Below are 14,989 nucleotides of genomic sequence, written 5' to 3'. Positions count from 1 at the left end.
AATTAGCAACCCAATAAATGTACTTTGCTTATAATCAGACCAACACAAGATGGTTTGATTCAGCATTCACACAACAGATCTATCAATCATGTTAAACCTGATATTTGCCGGATGTATAAAAATGAAACCCTTGGTGGTTTCAACAGCTTTTGTCTTGGCTGTACAGACTTCCACCAATGCTGAACAACCCCTTCCTCGTTTGACTCCAGCACAAGCTCAAAATTTATCTCGTGACTTGGTTCCACATAACTCTCAAGACTTTTTTAGGCAAGGAAAAGATTCAATTGAGAGAGAAATTCAAATTCTTAGGCAAAGACAACTGCGCTCAATTAAACCTGTTCTTAAGATTGATTCAGTACCGCAGAGAAAAAGACCACATACTCAGCAAAAACCCTAAAATTTTATCTAAAGTAAAAATCATCATCTTTTAGTATGACACTTTAGATCGCTACTTCTTGTCATTAATTCTTGAGCCATAGCACCTAAAGTACATCCACAGGCATCACAATAACTATGCTCTGCTTCCGCATAACAGAGTTTTTTGTTTTCAATAAACTTTGCAACTCAAATTTACAATTTTAATCGTCTAGCAAACTCATCAACGCCTGAACCTCAACGTCTTGAGGCTCTGACAATTGATGTTGTAACTCTAATAATTCATCCTGTAATGCCTCTACTACATAGAGCATATTAGATTCTTGTGCAATTTTTAGCTGATTTTCTTTAATTTTGATTTGTTTAAGCAAGTTGTTTTCAACATGAATTGAATTGTAATGTTGAGTAATCATAGTTTTACATTTATTATCAATCTATGGAATGGCATTAAATTTACCACCTGTGTATTATTCCACAGTTTTCTCACTTTTTAAATATCTCGTGATTTAATCTTCATTACTCGTTCGGAACCTAACGCACTGAAGTAGTCTTAATGGTAAGTTACATTTTGATCGCATTCTACGTACAAGAAATGTATGTTATTAAATATACGCTACTCAGGAAAACTCAGTTGCGGGGGTTTCCAATGTAGGTGACTGGTGAATCTGACACTCAGAAGGGAGTATAGTTTATATAGTTAGTCCTTTGCTGAAATTTTAGTTTGATACTAAAGGAATTAAAAAATGTCTACTGATACTCACATAGTTGCTTACGTTGAAGAAAGTGAATTTGATGTTGTTTTAAATGGAAGCGAAGAGAAAGTTGTTGTTGTTGATTTTACTGCTACTTGGTGTGGCCCCTGTCGCCTGATCAGTCCGTTAATGGATCAACTTGCCGAGGAATACAAAGGTCGCGCTAAAGTCGTTAAGGTAGATGTTGACAGCAACAAGCCGATTTTCAAAAAATTCGGTCTTCGCAGCATTCCAGCAGTTTTAATTTTCAAAGATGGTATTTTAGCAGAAACTATTGTGGGAGTTTCTCCTTACGAGCAGTTTAGCGAGGCTGTTCAAAAACTTCTTGAGGTTGTTTAAACCTAATTCGTAATTCTTAATTAACAAGAGTTTCATTCCTCTACCTAATGATGGCAGTGACGTTTTAGGTGGAGTTCAAATTAACCGAAGTTCCGAGCGTCGCTTTCCGAGCATCGGACTTCTCACCAATTGAAGCAAAATTATAAATTTTTAACCCTTTGTTTTTCCCTTGCAATACGCTTGGCTTGAGGAACTAAACCCAACCTATGCAGTTTATGGTTTTTGACGCTAACCCAAGCGTATTGGCTTATAGTGTGCTTGAAGTAAACCACTTGGATATTGTTTTGAGTGAATCAACTCCAATTTTTCTTCAGGGGTAGGGGGTGGGAAAAGTTGTATGCCGCCACCTAAGATAGTTGGAATAATTGAAATAATATATTCGTCAATCAAATTGTGCTGAAGAAACGAATTAATTAATGCTCCGCCACCAACTAACCAGATGTTTTCTAAGCCTTGAGCCTCTATATTTGCTAACGCCTGTTGTATTGTGTCCGAAACAAACACAACGTCTTCACGATCAGATTTTAGATGGCGCTGAGTGAAAACGAAGGATTTTTTGTCTGGATAAGGCCATTTATCAAAACCAAGCCCTACTTCATACGTTTTACTACCCATTACAATAGCGTCAATCGATTCGTAGAAGGCGGTGTAACCATAGTCTTCCCCTTCTATATCAAGGATTGATAGCCAATCAATTCCGCCATCGCTGCGAGCAATGTAGCCATCCAAACTAGCTGCAATGTAGAGTGTAACTTTCGTCATTGTGCTTCTGAATTTGGTAGTTTTTACCCAATTACTTACGTTTTTTGATTGTGCGATTTAAACCGACCTGCAATAAATTCTCGCTTAGATAAATGCTTTGTATTGCGTTTGGTAACTCGCTCTCGCCACATCTTGAAACTAGATTCCTTCATTTCACGCCTCATTAGGGCGATTACCTGTTTCTCCAGAAGCCCAAACTGAGCCTCAATGGCATCAAAAGATGTTCTATCTTCCCATGCCATTTCAATGATGCGATTGATAGTTTCCGAATCGAGGTTAGGTAGCTTCATTCCTTGGCTGGCAATTAATAAATTTGAGCTATAAAAAGGAATTCAGGAGTCAGAATTCAGAATTCAGTATGAATTCTACATTATTAGCGGGCGAATAAGCGGGTTTAAGAAATATGCTAAATCTTAAATTTAGCGGTCTATAGTTAGTGGTGGGTTTGAATACTCCATTAATTAATTCTGAATTCTGAATTCTGGATTCTGTATTCTTCTTCAAATATATTTTACTTTTCGTTTTGAAGAACCATTGTATCTGCTGCACCCAGTTGGAGGGCATAGAGGTTGGCATAGACACCTTGCTGATTGACAAGTTCAGTGTGAGTACCTTGCTCTACAATTTGTCCCTGCTGAATTACTAATACCTGATCTGCCTGAGTAACTGTACTGAGACGGTGGGCAATTACAAAACTGGTACGACCTTGAAGCAAGCGGGCGATCGCACTTTGTACTAGCGCTTCTGTACGTGTGTCAATGCTGCTGGTGGCTTCATCAAGAATCAGAATTCGCGGGTTAATTAACACCGCACGAGCAATACTGATTAGTTGTCGCTGTCCCTGACTCAAGGGCGCTCCCCGTTCACCCAATTGAGTTGTATAGCCTTGTGGCAATGAGGTAATGAACTCATGCACATTTGCCAGTTGTGCAGCCGCTTCGATATCCGCTTGGGTGGCGTAAGGAGCGCCAAAGGCAATGTTTTCAGCAACAGTACCACTGAACAGAATATTGTCTTGCAGAACGATGCCTATTTGACGCCGCAGACTTGCTTGAGTAACACTACGCACATCAATATTATCAATTTTCACTGCACCGCCAGATACATCGTAGAAGCGCAAAATCAAGTTAATGATTGTACTTTTTCCCGAACCGGTCGGCCCGACTAACGCAACCATCTGCCCTGGATAGGCGTGCAAATTCACCCCTTTGAGAACCAGTTGATCTGGGTTGTAGCCAAACTTGACATTATCAAATGTCACTTCACCCTGAATAGGCGGCATTTCTGTCGCATTGGGTGCATCTTTGAGTTCTGACGGTTCATCTAGTAATAAAAAGATTCGCTCTAATCCGGCAAAGGCAGATTGAGCTTGGGTGTAAAACTGGCTGAGAATTTGGATAGGGCGGAAGAACTGCTGGACGTAAAGTAAAAAGGATGTCACTACACCCACTGTTGCAGCGCCTGTGACTGCGAGATAACCACCATAAGCCAGCACGCCTGCTGTTGCTAGTGTGTTGAGAAAATCGATGGAGGGCAAAAAGGCTGAAGTAATTGCCACAGCTTCGACGTTGGCATCACGATTGGCGGCGTTGAGAACATCAAATTCTGCGATGTTCGTCTGCACACGATTAAATGCCTGTGCTTCTCGCACGCTGCCAATATCTTCTTCTAACTTGGCGGAAAGCTCCCCAATGGTTTGTCGGGTAACGCGAAATCTGGCTCTCGCCCAACGTGCAAATAAGCTTGTGGTAAAAATCATCAGTGGCACAACCAGGTTGCTCAACAAACCGAGTTGCAAGTTGATTGAGAGCATCGCAATGATTATACCGATCAAACTGAAAGTGTTGCCCAGCATTTGGGCGATCGTCAGTCCAAATGCCTGATTCACGGTATTGACATCATTCAGCAGACGGCTCATTAAATCGCCTGCTTCACTGCGATCAAAAAAGCTCAGTGGCAAACTTTGGATTTTAATGAAAATATCTTGCCTCAGTTGAGCCAGCAATCGCTGCATAATCCAGCCGACTCGAATAATTTGACCCCGGATTGCTAATACACCAAGTCCGTAGTTTAGTCCAAGTAGCCCTAATAACAGCAGCAGTCCTTGCAAATTCCCTTGTGCAATTAGGCGATCAATCGACCAGCCGAGGAAAAATGGCCCAATTGCCTGGGTTATAGCACCAATCAATACTAAAGTCAGGGCTATGGGAATTTCTTTGCGATAGAGTAGCACGTATTGCAAAAAGCGCCGCAGGGTAGAGAGTTGCTGACTCGCGTTTTCCTCAGATGCAACAACGGGAATAGTGCCTCTCATAAAAATTTTGGATTTTAGATTTTGGATTTTGGATTAAAAGTCTTTATTAAGTTAAGTCGGTGCGATTAAAGCTAACTATTGGGGGCTGTCATTTGTCATTTGTTATTGATAAGGTTTTAAGCCTATTTACGTTTCGTAAGATAACTTGGTTTATTTCTACCGACTTATTTAGAAGGGTGTGAGCAAAATTAATTATGCTAATTGAGGATTATTTTTCTCCTTTGGTTTTACTTGAGATTCTAAAATCACCCCGTAGAGTGGGCTGGTTTGCATCAATTCTTCATGAGTGCCTTGTGCCACTAATCGTCCTTTATCCATAACAAAAATGCGATCGGCATTCTTGACGGTGCTAATGCGTTGAGCTACTACAAAGGTTGTACAAGCTTTTTGGCGCATTAAGCCATCTAGTTCGGCTTGAATCTGGGCAGCAGTTTTGGCATCTACTGCTGAGGTACTATCGTCTAAAATCAGAATGCTGTAATCGGTTAGTAAGGTACGAGCGATCGCAATTCTTTGTTTTTGTCCACCAGACAAACCCACACCCCGTTCACCCACAATCGTCTCGTAGCCATCGGGTAAACCGCTAATAAAATCGTGCATTTGTGCGGTTTTTGCAACTTCAATTACCTCCTCTAAGGTTGCATCGGGTTTGGCGTAGGCAATATTTTCGCGGAGTGTGCCAGAGAAGAGGGTGGTTTCCTGAAATACAATCCCAATACGCGATCTGAGGCTTTTGAGCGTGAAACCTTTTACATCTCGTCCATCAATGCGAACTGCTCCCCCTGTGACATCGTAAAAGCGGGGAAGCAAGTTCATAATTGTGCTTTTCCCGGAGCCAGTCATCCCTAAAACGGCGATTAGCTCTTTCGGCTTGGTTTCAAAGGAAACTTCTTTGAGAGTTTCGGTTGTTGCTCCTGGATAGCGAAAGGAAACGTTTTCAAAGGTGATTCTACCAACGCAGGTGTCGAATGGGATAGCACCAGGGCAATCGCGAATTTCTACCTCCGCATCGACAACTTCGTAGACTCGTTCGGCGGAAGCAGCTGATTGAGCGATCGCAGGTGCAGCAAATCCAATTAACAAAATTGGTTGGAGTATTAACGCTAGGTATGAATTAAACGCTACCAGTTCGCCAATGGAAAATCTATTCCCAATTACCTGCGCTCCCCCGTAGCCGAAAACTGCCAGTGTTACTAAATTACTCAGCAAAAAGATCACGGGGAAAGTATCACGGATGGCGCTAATGGTTTTCATGTTTGCCTTGACTAGGCCATCATTCAGTGTCGTGTAACGCGACCTTTCAGTTGATTCCCGCACAAAGGCTTTCACTACCCGAATTCCGAGTAAGTTCTCTTGCAATACAGCATTGAGGTTGCTCAGTTGCTCTTGTACCTGCCGAAAAAGTTTGTTATTTCGGTTGATGAATCGCGCCATTAACCATCCGGCCATGGGTACTACCGTCAGGGTAATTAGTGCTAATTGCCAGTTCATCACCAGCAAAACTACCGAAATAGTCACCAAGGTCACAATTGAACCGATGACCTGAATTAAGTTAGTGCCAACAAAGGTACGGATCTGCTCAATGTCGCTGGTAACACGGGTTAGCAGTTGGGAAGTCTGCGCCTGGTCATGATAACTGAAACTGAGATTTTGAATCTTGCTGAAAATTTTGTTTCGCAGGTCATAAGCTACACCTTGAGACACTGCTTCTGCTAAATAGCTTTGTCCAAAGTTAAATACACCACGAGCGATCGCGGCGACTACCATCCAGGCGGCGCTATACAGCACAATTTGGAGGTTTTGTTTGATGATTCCTTGATCTATTCCCCACCGAAATAGTTGTGGGGTAACTGCGTTTGCGATCGTCAACAGCAACAGGCTAACCAATGCTCCTAGCGAAGTCCATCGGTAAGTGCTTAAACTCTTAAGCACGCGCTGGATTGACTGTATCGACGAAGTTTCCTGGAGTTCTGGTTGCTGAAGCACTGGAATTTACCCCTGTATCTTTGGAAAATTATCTCGTATTTTGATTGTAAAAAACCACATTGACCAGTTGAGAGTGGGGAATGTGGGATCTATTTCAATACTTGTCGGTTAAGGGGGAAAGGGGAAGGGGGAAGGGGGAAAGAGAAATTAAAAACCTTTAACCCTTACCCTTTAACCCTTTCCCAAAACCAAACTTTGGGTTCAAAATGCTTAACCGAGTAGTATTGGGATCTATTTGTAATGGAAATTCCCAATTTTTGGACAACGGTATGGGAAAATACCTCTTTGGCAAGCATTGTGGCTAATTTTAAATACCTCAGAAAACCAAAGAACAAGAATAATGGCTCAAAATTTTCATAGCAATTCTCAACTTCCCTCGGATAACTCAACTGCTATCAGCCGCACAGCCGAGCCAAGTTACGAATTCTACTCTCTTTTTTCTGAAGAAGAAGTTTTAGGGATAATTGATGCATTAGAAATTAGGCGAGAAATACCTCTAAAGTATTCTTATAAAGGTAGAGGCGCCCAAATCTGGAATGAGTTTTATCTCAAATATCTTATTCCTACATGGTATCGAACATCAAACGTAGAAATTGAACTTTTAAAGAATAACTTTAAATACTTGAATGACAATATTCAAAATGGGAAGAAAGTAAATATTGTAGACGTAGGTGCAGGAAATTCATACCCCGTTAAAAAATTTATTCAAAGACTTAATAAATTGGCAAAAATCAATAAATATATTGCATTGGATATTAGCGATGAATTGCTTAATTTATCTAGAAAAAATTTTAAAAAATGGTTTCCTCTCGTCGAGTTTATCAGTTCCACAATTGACATCGAAAATAGTTGCGTACCCAAAACTTTATTTCAGAATAAAGCTAGCCTTGAAATTGATGACACAGCAAAAATATTTTTTCACTTAGGGGTTACTATTGGTAATCATCAAAATAGAGACGAGGTATTCAAAAACTTTAGAGATAGCATGGGGAAAAACGATTTTTTGGTATTCACTAATGAAATTGGCTCTAACTCTAGATGGGATGGAAACGTGAGAGGTGGCTGCAAGTATCATGTAGAAGAAATATATGGATGGGTTAAAAACAAGATTGGGATTAAATCTGAAGATTGTGAATTAGTGAGGAAGTATGATTTAAAAACAGATAGTATAATCGCTAATATAAAACTACATCATAATTACACGATAAATTTTAATCAGATGGGGATAGATAAAAAGATTGAAATCTCAGAAGGTGAAGAAATTACTATTTGGCGACATCATAAGCATGAAATGCCTGCACTTTTACAAGAACTAGAACGTTCTGGATTACAACTTATTCAATATAGTACTAACAAATACAAATCACATATTATGGTAATTTGTAAGAGGTTGTTTTAAAAGTGGTCGGCTGTAATTTTAGGCATTTTTAGATCCCCCCAACCCCCCTTAAAAAGGGGGGAAGTCTCTAAAAGTCCCCCTTTTTAAGGGGGATTTAGGGGGATCTAAAACGTTTTGCTACCGACTAGAAGACTTTTAAAACATCCTCTAAGGTTGCCAGTAACTAACCTTTTCAATTATATTTTGCGTTGTTCAGATACCCAACTTATCAAATAAGTTGGGTATCTAACTTTTTACGTATAATTTAGGACTGCTATGGGTATTATTATGGCAGTAGGATTTTGTATCAATTAAATGTACATCAAACGTGGTCTAGGTTGAGGAACTGGACGCCCTAAATCCTTAGCCGTTTCTATCCATTCCTGCATAACTAATTCTATATTATGCAGGGCTTCTTGGTAAGTATCGCCGTCAGCAGCACAGCCTGATAATTCTGGTACTTCAGCAATAAAGGCTTGATCTAATTCACTCCAGTAGAGAATGATTTCATAGCGAAACATCATTTTTACTTCCTAGTTTATACTTGAGAATTACTGCCCGAACTTGTTTAATTTGATAGCTTTTGGCTTTACCTCTTTTATGTTGCAGGTTCAATATTTCCTCAACATCGGCTTTGATAAAAATACGATGATCGCCACGAATCCGTTCATCAAAGCCTAGTGTATATAAAAGTTGCCACAGTTGGGCAAAAGGGATATCTGTATCAGAAGTCCCAGAGAGAATTTTGTCTAAGAGTTTGTCTTGCTGACTCACGTTTTTTTGACTGCTTTAATGTTTCTATAGTCTCATATTTATTTAAAATCGGGGCATACAAAGGCAAATGACTATTGTGGAGGCACATCATTTTGCTTGACATTGATCGCTTGTTTATAAAATAGAGAAATGCGATCGCGTTGCAAACGCAACAGAAGATATCGCTTGTTAAACACTGGTATCAAACCCAACTGATAACCGCTATACCCAAATTTATAAGTAATATAGGTAACTACAGAGGTCAAATTGTTAAGATTGCTCATATCATAATGCTGAGGTATAAATCCATCTCAGTTAGTGTTGGTATTGAGTAAGAAATATTACATAAATATGAAAAACCACATTCTAGGTGTAGCCGCATTTTTAACCACGATTAGTTTGACAACCAGCGTACAAGCAGCAAATTCTGAACATGTTAGACAGTTATTGGCAACTAAACAATGTCAAAACTGTGATTTGACGAGTGCAGGTTTAGTGATGGCTGATTTATCTGGAGCGAATTTGAGTGGTGCTAATCTCACAGGTGCTAACCTCAGTCGTGCAAACTTGAGCGGCGCAGATTTGCGGGGTGCAAACTTGAGTGGTGCTAGTTTATTTGGTGTTAACTTGAGCGAAGCTAAATTCAGTGGGGCAAATTTGACGGGTGCTGATTTGAGAAATACCTATCTAGCAAATGTAGAACTGACTGGTGCTTACCTAAATGGTGCTAACTTCCAGGGTGCAGTTGGTATACCATCACAAATTGCTTCACCAGAAGAATTTTATGCTTGGGGTGTAGCAGAAGCACAAAAAGGCAACCAACAGCAAGCAATTAGTTATTTTAATCAAGCGATCGCTATTAAACCAGAATATGCGGGTGCTTATTTAGCTCGTGGTGTCGCCCGTTACCAAATACTAGATAGACAAGGTGCATTCCAAGACGCCCAAGTTGCTGAAAAATTGTTTACATCCCAAAACAACAATCCTGGAACGCTAACAGCCCAAGCTTTTATTAAAGAACTACAAACACCCGTCAATGAAAAGGTAAGCGCTGGTAAACCCAGTTTTGTTGACTTTTTGGGAAGTCTTGGCTCAGTCTTGCTCCAGTTCTTCCCTTTTTAAGTGTTAAAAGAACAGAGGGATAATATACAGATGACAAATGACAAATAACAAATGACTTTATCTAAGGAATTATGGGCAGCAAATCAAGACTTAGCCCAAGCTTGCCTAGAGCATCCTTTCGTTCAAGGCATTGGCGATGGTACTCTTGAGCAAGTGAAATTTGCTTACTACGTAGGGCAAGATGCTTTTTTTTTAGAAGCTTTTGCCCGTGCGTACAGTATTGCCGCAGCTAAAGCACCAGACTGGTTAGGCTTCACTACATTTCATAACTTAGCTAGCGGTGTTTTAGAAGAACTGCGGTTGCATAGTGGCTATGCTTCCCAGTGGGGAGTCAATTTGCATTCTGTAGAACCACAATCTGCTACCCGCCGCTATACTGACTTTTTATTAGTAACTGCTTGGGGTGGAGATGTGGGCTTAACTGCTGCGGCGATGTCTCCCTGTATGCGTTTGTATGCCTTTTTGGGAGAAAAGTTAGCTTGTAATGGCATTCCTAATCATCAATATGCAGACTGGATTAGTACTTACAGCAGCGCAGACTTTCAACCACTAACACAACAATTAGAAAATTTAGTTGACAATTATGCCACTACCAATCCTGTTGTGCATTCAACCTATCGTTATGCTATGTTTTGTGAGCATGACTTTTTTCAGGCTGCGTGGATTTTGGAGTAATGTACCTAATTAAGCCAGCGAAATAAATTCAACTTATGTAAATAATGGCCCCTAACTCCTGACCATTAACTAATGACTGAAGTAGATATTCTCATCCTATCAAATGGCCCAGGTGAGGTAACAACCTGGGTGCGTCCAGTAGTAAAGGCATTGCGGCAAGAACTAGGGGATGATCCTTCTGTAGTGAGGATTTCTGTGGTATTGTCACCTTGCTCAAATGCCAGTGGAAAAGAAGCAGCGATCGCTCTTTCTTACCCAGAAGTAGATAGAGTACAAGAAGCAGAGCATTTTTGGCAATTTTTGCTTTGGGGCAAAACATTTGAAAATTGGGACTGGAGAAGTCGCGGTGTAGTTGTTTTCCTCGGTGGCGATCAAATTTTTCCCGTAGTCATAGGTAAAAAACTCGGATATCGCACAGTGGTTTACGCCGAATGGGAAGCCAGGTGGCATAACTGGATTGATCGCTTTGGTGTGATGAAACCCAAAGTTGCAGCCAAAGTCCCAGCAAAATATGCTCACAAATTCACTGTCGTCGGAGATTTGATGCTAGAAGCAGGGGAAAGTCTAGATTCAAATTCCTCTCTGCCTATCACTGCATCACCGAAAACTGAATTGATTGGTTTACTCCCTGGATCAAAAGCAGCAAAATTATCCCAAGGAGTGCCATTAACTCTAAGCATTGCCGAATACATTCATGCAAAAAGACCGCAAACCAGATTTGTAATTCCTGTAGCCCCAACTCTGGATTTACAAACTTTAGCTAGTTTTGCCGATCTCAAAAAGAACTCTATTGCTGAAATCTTTGGCTTTGGCGGTGCTTCCTTAATTGTCCCAGAGGACGGTAGAGGCAAGGCATTGCTTAAAACAACAACAGGCTTAACTGTGGAACTGTGGCAAGAAAACCCTGCATATCACTTATTGTCGCAGTGCTGCATCTGCTTAACTACGGTGGGCGCAAACACTGCCGAACTCGGTGCTTTAGCAATACCAATGATTGTTTTGCTGCCAACGCAGCAACTTGATGCAATGCGTTCTTGGGATGGTTTACCTGGGTTGTTGGCAAATCTGCCAGGTGTAGGTACGCCTTTTGCCAACGTAATTAATTGGCTATTCCTAAGATTTGTGAGACGCAAAGGTTTATTAGCATGGCCAAATATCTGGGCACAGGAAGAAATAGTTCCAGAACTTATGGGTAAAGTTCAACCGCAAGAAATTGGGGAAATGGTTTTAGATTTATTAGCCCATCCAGAAAAATTGGATAATATCCGCGCTAAACTCCGTAATATTCGCGGTGAAAGCGGTGCAGCCCAGAAGATAGCACAGATTGTTGGTGAGGAAATTTGGTAACAATTAAAGACCAACAGATTCTAAATCATCTGGCACCGTTGAGTGATTAAGGGCATTGCGGAAGTATTCTCCTGCCAATCCAGTTGCGGAAAAAATTGGTGTACCAGCCTGGAGGTCAAAAATATAAGCAGTATACTTTGTTGAACGACGAGGATTTGAAGATTGAAAGCCGCTAATGTCAAAGTTACCTTTGACTACTACTAACATCAATGGCGGTTCTTTACCCATAAAATCAAACTCACCAAAACCAGTAGAAGGAATTTCAGCAGCTTTGATTGGACGGGCAAATATTGCTTCAGGTATGCCGCTGAGTATCTTAAATTGGCAAGAGTGGGCAAGAGTGTAGTTTACAGCAGCTTGCTTAATTTCCTTTTCCGAAGCTGAAGTTAGCGGACGTTTTTGAAATATACTCAACCGATTAACTTCTTCAGGAAAGATTTTGTTGAAGATTTCGGGCGGAAGGATGCTGAGTTGATTCTGAAGTGAGCAACGATCTGACAAAGCATTTGACAAAGCAGAGATAGATAGTACTGTACAAATACTTGCTGACACGAATGCCAAGCTCATTAAAAGTTTTTTCATAATTTTATTTTTAATCCGAAGATTCTCCATCCCTGCGCCCAAGTTCATAAATGCCAGCGCCCATACAAGCTAATATACCTGTACTAATTCCCCAACTCTCACCTAAACTAATTTCCAGACCCCAGTTACATAAAGCACCAACTACTAAAAAAGGCACGATACTGAACAGAGAAGCGTAGAAAGCATTTTGAGATTCTCTGGCTTTACGAGTCTTTTCAAATTCTGATTGGCTAGTATAAAGCGATCGCTCGGCAAAGTTGAACCAGCGGTTAAGTTGCTCGATTACCCATTGATTAACTGGGGAAAAACCTAGATATAGCGCCAATGACCACAAACTCGCTCCTGCGATCGCGATCGTGTCTAACTCAAAGCGGAAAGGCAAAATTTCAGTCAGCATTGCTTGGGGGAGTCCTGCAAAGGGTTAACTTTAGCTGTCAGTAGATGCCAAATAAACCTCTTGTGCAATTTTAAGCATAAAGGTTAACAAGATTTCAACTACTTAGAAACTCTCCCACTTCTTAGCTTTCAGAGTTTTAGGCTTTAGCTTTACGTCAGTTTATGCGTTATGTCAGAGACGTTTTTCTCTGTGATGTATGCCAGGAACCGGACTTGAACCGGTGACACGAGGATTTTCAGTCCTCTGTTTTGATTGCTGAAATACTTGGTAATTAAGGATATTCATTCATAGTCATTCACATTCATAGTCAAACCATAGTCAATATTATGGTGGTTCTGGAGGCATAGGTAATTCTGGAGGTTCGGGTAAGGTAGCACCGTCATAGAAAACTGCTGCTTTACCTTCATTCCTAGCTGCATTAACGGCTTGTCTAGCTTCCTCCCATGATGGAAACGTAAGAAACAACCATTCCCCAGTTTTATCGTTAGCAATAGCTATAGTAGTTTCTCGTTCTTTCCAAACATTATCTGACATAGTTTACTATGGTAGCAACTAGCAGGTTAAGTATAGAACAATAACTATCTGAGTAGCTATCTGACAACTGTATCAAGCTATCTAGTACATAAACACTCACGCCATATTCGCCTATAACCCCTCTATTTTCAGTCTCAGGTAGAATGGCAAGCTTAAGTCTTATATCGCTTGTTACAGGGAATTGTAGAGCTAGGTATTAAAGCTTAAATTCTATCAAAGCTAATCATTCAACAATGGAAACGTAAGAAACAACCATTCCCCAGTTTTATCGTTTTGATATGTATTACGCATAAAAGCAGTAAGAAAAAACGAGTTAAATCATATAACAATACATTAAATAACACGATAAAGTAAGAAAAATACTAAAGGCATCTAGAGAAACTAGAGGTTTAATTAGTAATACATTAGCTAAAACTAGAGAATTACGTTATTAGCTAAAGTAACATTACTTAAGGTTAGTTAACTTATGGAAAACAAAAGTTAAAACAATTAATAGTATTGAGCCGCAAGTACACTAAGCCAAATCAAATATAGTTGATTAAGACGAATATCACATATATCATATACACATTAATCTATATATTTATAACTGCAATAACCTATTTTTCTTACTATCGTTAACCAGAAATGTTGAATCCTAATACAAAACTTTACATATCTAGTTACACTAACTCTAAAAAGCCTAAAATAGTCAACATGACATCATCTCTTCAAACCAATGAACATAACTGATTTTCTGACACATACAAGATTGTAAATAGCGAAATTTATCTAATAGCGTATGTCCCCATTGTTGTGGGATAGATAATATCTGCAAAAGTAGATAAGCTATTAAACTAACGTAAATTTGTATAGTGATACCATTGACGTTCTTAGTAATTAATTTGTCAAGTTTTAAGTGCATCTTTAAAAACTTCCATAACAATTCAACTCCCCAACGTAATCGATAAATATCCCTAATTTCATCATCACTAACGGCAGCCTCTCCATCAGAAGGTAAATTAGTAACTAAGCGAAACTCGGTTTTCGCTTCTAAATCACAAAAGTTAATTACTCTATAGGCTTGAGTATCACCAGATGCACCAACTTTAACCAACCCATTTGAGCCATCAAATTCTAGTTTCCAATTGTTTTTTATCCGTAAAACAAAATATTTGTTTTCTTGTACTAATTCTTGGATAAATTTTAATCCAGCAAAACCCCTATCCATCACCCCAACAGCATTTATTGGTAAACTAGACATCATTTTAGAACCAAATTTATAGTCATGATCATGTCCAAAATTTATGAAGTTATCTGATGGACTTCCAGTAGCTAGATTTAGAGAACTGAAAAGTTTTACTTGATGGTGTCCTAATACCCATAACAATTTACTTGTGAGAGTAATAATTGTTGAATCTATTGGACAAATTGCATATTTATCATGCAACTTTTTTTGAACTTTATTCTGTACTAATTCATTCAATTTTTGGTAAATTTCTTGAAAAGGTTTTTGGCTTCGATGTAAGTTTGCTTTAGAAAAAGTAGAAATATCTACTTCAAATCCTGTGTTGTTTAATCTCTTAAACAAATCTCGCATACTTGTTAAACTGTTATCCATAGCATAAGAGAGCCAGCACTCAAAGAACAGACGACTGTTCAATACTGGATAATCGTTTTTTGGCAGTCCTCTC

General features: G+C 39.6%; 18 protein-coding genes. 6 read left to right on the top strand and 12 right to left on the bottom strand.

The genetic code is table 11. The annotated features are described in order from the left end of the window. Positions 1–88: 88 nt before the first annotated feature. Positions 89–397: a hypothetical protein gene (locus ABF638_RS20945; protein ID WP_435024917.1), complete on the top strand. Its 309-nt coding sequence runs from the start codon at positions 89–91 to the stop codon at positions 395–397. A gap of 181 nt (positions 398–578) precedes the next feature. Here ABF638_RS20945 and ABF638_RS20940 read toward each other — a convergent pair whose 3' ends face one another. Continuing rightward, a complete protein-coding gene (locus tag ABF638_RS20940) occupies positions 579–788 on the bottom strand; it encodes a hypothetical protein (RefSeq protein WP_181929322.1) in 210 nt (69 codons plus the stop codon). A 330-nt stretch (positions 789–1,118) separates the two neighbouring features. Here ABF638_RS20940 and trxA point away from each other — a divergent pair, with 330 nt between their 5' ends. Then, a complete protein-coding gene (trxA, locus tag ABF638_RS20935) occupies positions 1,119–1,466 on the top strand; it encodes a thioredoxin (RefSeq protein ID WP_069073275.1) in 348 nt (115 codons plus the stop codon). A gap of 228 nt (positions 1,467–1,694) precedes the next feature. Here the strand turns inward: trxA and ABF638_RS20930 are convergent, their stop codons facing one another. The 4 genes from ABF638_RS20930 to ABF638_RS20915 all read right to left on the bottom strand — a co-directional run bounded on the left by ABF638_RS20930 (position 1,695) and on the right by ABF638_RS20915 (position 6,528). Beyond that, positions 1,695–2,228, bottom strand: coding sequence for a dihydrofolate reductase family protein (locus ABF638_RS20930; protein ID WP_435024916.1), 534 nt, complete (start codon positions 2,226–2,228; stop codon positions 1,695–1,697). A 35-nt stretch (positions 2,229–2,263) separates the two neighbouring features. Continuing rightward, complete coding sequence (locus ABF638_RS20925; RefSeq protein WP_181929320.1) at positions 2,264–2,518, bottom strand: TIGR03643 family protein; 255 nt, start codon at positions 2,516–2,518, stop codon at positions 2,264–2,266. A 221-nt stretch (positions 2,519–2,739) separates the two neighbouring features. Continuing rightward, positions 2,740–4,542, bottom strand: coding sequence for an ABC transporter ATP-binding protein (locus ABF638_RS20920; protein ID WP_435024915.1), 1,803 nt, complete (start codon positions 4,540–4,542; stop codon positions 2,740–2,742). 192 nt (positions 4,543–4,734) lie between these two features. Next, positions 4,735–6,528: an ABC transporter ATP-binding protein gene (locus ABF638_RS20915; RefSeq protein WP_435024914.1), complete on the bottom strand. Its 1,794-nt coding sequence runs from the start codon at positions 6,526–6,528 to the stop codon at positions 4,735–4,737. A gap of 340 nt (positions 6,529–6,868) precedes the next feature. Here ABF638_RS20915 and ABF638_RS20910 point away from each other — a divergent pair, with 340 nt between their 5' ends. Continuing rightward, the gene (locus ABF638_RS20910; protein WP_435024913.1) at positions 6,869–7,927 is read left to right on the top strand and encodes an L-histidine N(alpha)-methyltransferase; all 1,059 of its coding nucleotides are present in this window, start codon (positions 6,869–6,871) and stop codon (positions 7,925–7,927) included. 290 nt (positions 7,928–8,217) lie between these two features. On the opposite strand, the gene ABF638_RS20905 is transcribed toward ABF638_RS20910, so the two are convergent. The 3 genes from ABF638_RS20905 to ABF638_RS20895 form a co-directional block, all read right to left on the bottom strand. Then, positions 8,218–8,430: a type II toxin-antitoxin system HicB family antitoxin gene (locus tag ABF638_RS20905; protein ID WP_435024912.1), complete on the bottom strand. Its 213-nt coding sequence runs from the start codon at positions 8,428–8,430 to the stop codon at positions 8,218–8,220. Next, positions 8,414–8,680: a toxin HicA gene (locus ABF638_RS20900; protein WP_069073268.1), complete on the bottom strand. Its 267-nt coding sequence runs from the start codon at positions 8,678–8,680 to the stop codon at positions 8,414–8,416. The genes ABF638_RS20905 and ABF638_RS20900 overlap by 17 nt, the downstream gene beginning before the upstream one ends. A 71-nt stretch (positions 8,681–8,751) precedes the next feature. Beyond that, positions 8,752–8,943 (bottom strand): hypothetical protein, encoded by a 192-nt coding sequence (locus ABF638_RS20895; RefSeq protein WP_435024911.1) that lies wholly within the window; start codon positions 8,941–8,943, stop codon positions 8,752–8,754. 67 nt (positions 8,944–9,010) lie between these two features. Between ABF638_RS20895 and ABF638_RS20890 the strand changes: the two genes are divergently transcribed. The 3 genes from ABF638_RS20890 (at position 9,011) to ABF638_RS20880 (ending at position 11,803) form a co-directional block, all read left to right on the top strand. Beyond that, on the top strand, positions 9,011–9,781 hold the full coding sequence (locus ABF638_RS20890; RefSeq protein WP_069073266.1) for a pentapeptide repeat-containing protein: 771 nt from the start codon (positions 9,011–9,013) through the stop codon (positions 9,779–9,781). Positions 9,782–9,832: 51 nt separating this feature from the next. Continuing rightward, positions 9,833–10,456, top strand: coding sequence for a TenA family protein (locus ABF638_RS20885; RefSeq protein WP_435024910.1), 624 nt, complete (start codon positions 9,833–9,835; stop codon positions 10,454–10,456). A gap of 72 nt (positions 10,457–10,528) precedes the next feature. Further along, a complete protein-coding gene (locus tag ABF638_RS20880; protein WP_435024909.1) occupies positions 10,529–11,803 on the top strand; it encodes a lipid-A-disaccharide synthase in 1,275 nt (424 codons plus the stop codon). 3 nt (positions 11,804–11,806) lie between these two features. On the opposite strand, the gene ABF638_RS20875 is transcribed toward ABF638_RS20880, so the two are convergent. The 4 genes from ABF638_RS20875 to ABF638_RS20860 form a co-directional block, all read right to left on the bottom strand. Then, on the bottom strand, positions 11,807–12,385 hold the full coding sequence (locus ABF638_RS20875) for a hypothetical protein (RefSeq protein WP_435024908.1): 579 nt from the start codon (positions 12,383–12,385) through the stop codon (positions 11,807–11,809). A 10-nt stretch (positions 12,386–12,395) separates the two neighbouring features. Further along, positions 12,396–12,782 (bottom strand): hypothetical protein, encoded by a 387-nt coding sequence (locus tag ABF638_RS20870; RefSeq protein WP_181929311.1) that lies wholly within the window; start codon positions 12,780–12,782, stop codon positions 12,396–12,398. Between the two features lie 324 nt (positions 12,783–13,106). Then, positions 13,107–13,316 carry a hypothetical protein gene (locus ABF638_RS20865; protein ID WP_435024907.1) on the bottom strand — a complete coding sequence of 70 codons (210 nt, stop codon included), beginning with the start codon at positions 13,314–13,316 and terminating at the stop codon, positions 13,107–13,109. Between the two features lie 691 nt (positions 13,317–14,007). Then, a partial coding sequence (locus tag ABF638_RS20860; RefSeq protein WP_435024906.1) for an IS4 family transposase occupies positions 14,008–14,989 on the bottom strand: 982 nt, incomplete at its 5' end.

It is taken from the genome of Nostoc sp. CALU 1950 (genome assembly GCF_051172895.1).
Lineage (GTDB): Bacteria > Cyanobacteriota > Cyanobacteriia > Cyanobacteriales > Nostocaceae > Nostoc > Nostoc edaphicum_A.
This window is presented reverse-complemented; position numbering and strand designations above follow the sequence as displayed.

Excerpts from the sequence above, each read along its gene's own strand:
- ABF638_RS20945 (WP_435024917.1), top strand. The coding sequence starts at position 89 with ATGTTAAACCTGATATTTGCCGGATGTATAAAAATGAAACCCTTGGTG.
- ABF638_RS20940 (WP_181929322.1), bottom strand. The coding sequence starts at position 788 with ATGATTACTCAACATTACAATTCAATTCATGTTGAAAACAACTTGCTT.
- trxA (WP_069073275.1), top strand. The coding sequence starts at position 1,119 with ATGTCTACTGATACTCACATAGTTGCTTACGTTGAAGAAAGTGAATTT.
- ABF638_RS20930 (WP_435024916.1), bottom strand. The coding sequence starts at position 2,228 with ATGACGAAAGTTACACTCTACATTGCAGCTAGTTTGGATGGCTACATT.
- ABF638_RS20925 (WP_181929320.1), bottom strand. The coding sequence starts at position 2,518 with ATGAAGCTACCTAACCTCGATTCGGAAACTATCAATCGCATCATTGAA.
- ABF638_RS20920 (WP_435024915.1), bottom strand. The coding sequence starts at position 4,542 with ATGAGAGGCACTATTCCCGTTGTTGCATCTGAGGAAAACGCGAGTCAG.
- ABF638_RS20910 (WP_435024913.1), top strand. The coding sequence starts at position 6,869 with ATGGCTCAAAATTTTCATAGCAATTCTCAACTTCCCTCGGATAACTCA.
- ABF638_RS20905 (WP_435024912.1), bottom strand. The coding sequence starts at position 8,430 with ATGATGTTTCGCTATGAAATCATTCTCTACTGGAGTGAATTAGATCAA.
- ABF638_RS20895 (WP_435024911.1), bottom strand. The coding sequence starts at position 8,943 with ATGAGCAATCTTAACAATTTGACCTCTGTAGTTACCTATATTACTTAT.
- ABF638_RS20890 (WP_069073266.1), top strand. The coding sequence starts at position 9,011 with ATGAAAAACCACATTCTAGGTGTAGCCGCATTTTTAACCACGATTAGT.
- ABF638_RS20885 (WP_435024910.1), top strand. The coding sequence starts at position 9,833 with ATGACTTTATCTAAGGAATTATGGGCAGCAAATCAAGACTTAGCCCAA.
- ABF638_RS20880 (WP_435024909.1), top strand. The coding sequence starts at position 10,529 with ATGACTGAAGTAGATATTCTCATCCTATCAAATGGCCCAGGTGAGGTA.
- ABF638_RS20875 (WP_435024908.1), bottom strand. The coding sequence starts at position 12,385 with ATGAAAAAACTTTTAATGAGCTTGGCATTCGTGTCAGCAAGTATTTGT.
- ABF638_RS20870 (WP_181929311.1), bottom strand. The coding sequence starts at position 12,782 with ATGCTGACTGAAATTTTGCCTTTCCGCTTTGAGTTAGACACGATCGCG.
- ABF638_RS20865 (WP_435024907.1), bottom strand. The coding sequence starts at position 13,316 with ATGTCAGATAATGTTTGGAAAGAACGAGAAACTACTATAGCTATTGCT.